2 protein-coding genes are annotated in these 667 nt (G+C 58.9%); both read left to right on the forward strand.

The window, feature by feature from the left end; all coding sequences use genetic code 11:
* Window positions 1–87: 87 nt before the first annotated feature.
* Window positions 88–300 (forward strand): hypothetical protein, encoded by a 213-nt coding sequence (locus JKL48_RS22900; RefSeq protein ID WP_201987743.1) that lies wholly within the window; start codon window positions 88–90, stop codon window positions 298–300.
* 1 nt (window position 301) lies between these two features.
* Window positions 302–643: a hypothetical protein gene (locus JKL48_RS22905; protein ID WP_236668996.1), complete on the forward strand. Its 342-nt coding sequence runs from the start codon at window positions 302–304 to the stop codon at window positions 641–643.
* Window positions 644–667 lie beyond the last annotated feature (24 nt).

The following is a 667-nucleotide window of genomic DNA, read 5'->3' on the forward strand; positions in this document are numbered from 1 at the left end:
CGGGCACGAACTCGCGTCCTTACTCACCCTCCACTTTCACCTGCTCGATTCGCAACCCACTTCGTGACGGGTATAACATTTCTCATCATGTCCTTCCGCCTCGACCGCACCGCCCACCACGCCGGCACCCACGAGCAGGCTGCCGAATACCACGCTCGCTGCCAGCCCGCCACGATGGCCGAGCACCTGCGCGCCGCTGCCTACCTCAACAGCGTGGCCTACGGCTACGCCCTCGACAACCCGCCGCGGCTCGACCGGACGGCGTTTGCCACGCGCCAGCACGCCCGCCGCGATGGGTAATATGTTTAAACCCGATTTCCGGGATTTCCTACAGGCGCTGCGGCTGCACGAGGTGCGCTACGTGCTGGTAGGCGGCTACTCGGTTATCATGCACGGCTACAGCCGCACTACCGGCGACCTGGCTCTGTGGGTGGAAAAATCAGCCGAAAACTACGAGCGGCTCGTGAAGGCCTTCCATCATTTCGGCATGCCGGTTTTCGATATGACGGCGCATAATTTTCTCGATAATCCGGCATTGGATGTTTTCACCTTTGGCCGCCCGCCCGTGGCCATTGATATTATCACACAACTTAGAGCGGATTTCAGGATAGTTTACGGATTTGGACGTACCTTCTGCCGATGAAAGCTTATTCGTTTGATTTGCGCG

The sequence above is a fragment of the Hymenobacter rubidus genome, assembly GCF_016734815.1.
Lineage (GTDB): Bacteria > Bacteroidota > Bacteroidia > Cytophagales > Hymenobacteraceae > Hymenobacter > Hymenobacter rubidus.

Excerpts from the sequence above, each read along its gene's own strand:
- JKL48_RS22900 (WP_201987743.1), top strand. The coding sequence starts at position 88 with ATGTCCTTCCGCCTCGACCGCACCGCCCACCACGCCGGCACCCACGAG.
- JKL48_RS22905 (WP_236668996.1), top strand. The coding sequence starts at position 302 with ATGTTTAAACCCGATTTCCGGGATTTCCTACAGGCGCTGCGGCTGCAC.